Here is a 1,142-nt window from a genome sequence, read left to right as displayed (position 1 = left end):
CTAGATCCTCGGCCCAGAGGATTTGACGAGTTGGGGATGGCGGAGGAGGGGCAGGCCTTCAGGGGCGACCAACACCTCGATGCTTCGCGCCACTCCGGGCTGACGGCGGATCAAGCCGGCGCGTTCCAAGGTCAGGATCATCTGGTGCACGGAAGGCGGAGTGACCTGGAAATGGCGCTGCATGTCGGTTTCGGCCGGGGGACGGCCATGGACGCGGGTGTAGGCATCAATGAAGGCCAAGTACTGGCCCTGCCGGTCGGTGAAGCTTTTCTCAGACATCCGCCACACGCTCGATTCATCGGCTGATTCATCTTGGCCTCTCACACGGGAGGCCGAGATGAACATATGCTACCGGGTTGAGCTGAGCGAGGCCGAGCGCACCGAACTCCAGGCGATGCTCAGCGGCGGCAAGCAGGCCGCTCGCACGCTCAAGCGCGCGCAGATCCTGCTGGCGGCCGATGCCGGCGTGCCGGACGAGACGATTGCCGAGAGTATCGCGGTGGGCGGCTCGACCGTGTATCGGACCAAGCGCCGCTTCGTGGAGGGCAACCTGGAGCGGGCCCTCAGCGAGGACCCCCGTCCCGGCGCCGCCCGCAAGCTCTCAGGCCCGGAGGAGGCGCTGCTGGTGGCAACCGCCTGCGCAAAGCCGCCTGCGGGCCGCGCCCGCTGGACGCTGGAGCTCTTGGCCGGCGAGATCGTGCGGCTCACCCAACATGAGAGCCTGTCGCGCGAGACGGTGCGCCGGCGGCTCTGCGAGAACGCGCTCAAGCCCTGGCGGCAGAAGATGTGGTGCGTTCCGAAGATCGATGGCGAGTACGTCGCCCGCATGGAGGACGTGCTTGATCTTTATGCCGAGCCTTCCGATCCGCAGCACCCGGTGGTGTGCTTTGATGAGAGCCCAGTCCAGCTCATCGGCGAGACGCGTCAGCCTCTCCCGGCCGCGCCCGGGCAGATCGAGCGGGTCGATTACGAGTATCGCCGTTGTGGCACGGTCAACCTGTTCGTGTTCTTGGATGCGCATCGCCCCTGGCGCAAAGTGAACGTCACGGATCGCCGGACGGCAAAGGACTTTGCTGTGTGCATGCGCGAGCTTGTGGATGTCGACTTTCCGCAGGCCGAGCGGATCCGGGTGGTGATGGACA

At 65.8% G+C, this 1,142-nt stretch carries 2 protein-coding genes; one reads left to right on the top strand and one right to left on the bottom strand.

What is annotated here, in order from left to right; translation table 11 throughout:
• Complete coding sequence (locus FS320_RS43800) at positions 1 to 279, bottom strand: LexA family protein (protein WP_152718705.1); 279 nt, start codon at positions 277 to 279, stop codon at positions 1 to 3.
• A 58-nt stretch (positions 280 to 337) separates the two neighbouring features.
• On the opposite strand from FS320_RS43800, the gene FS320_RS43795 reads away from it, so the two are divergent.
• A partial coding sequence (locus FS320_RS43795; protein ID WP_152718704.1) for an IS630 family transposase occupies positions 338 to 1,142 on the top strand: 805 nt, incomplete at its 3' end.

Origin of the sequence: Microvirga tunisiensis (genome assembly GCF_009296175.1) — a bacterium.
GTDB classification, from domain to species: Bacteria; Pseudomonadota; Alphaproteobacteria; order Rhizobiales; family Beijerinckiaceae; genus Microvirga; species Microvirga tunisiensis.
This window is presented reverse-complemented; position numbering and strand designations above follow the sequence as displayed.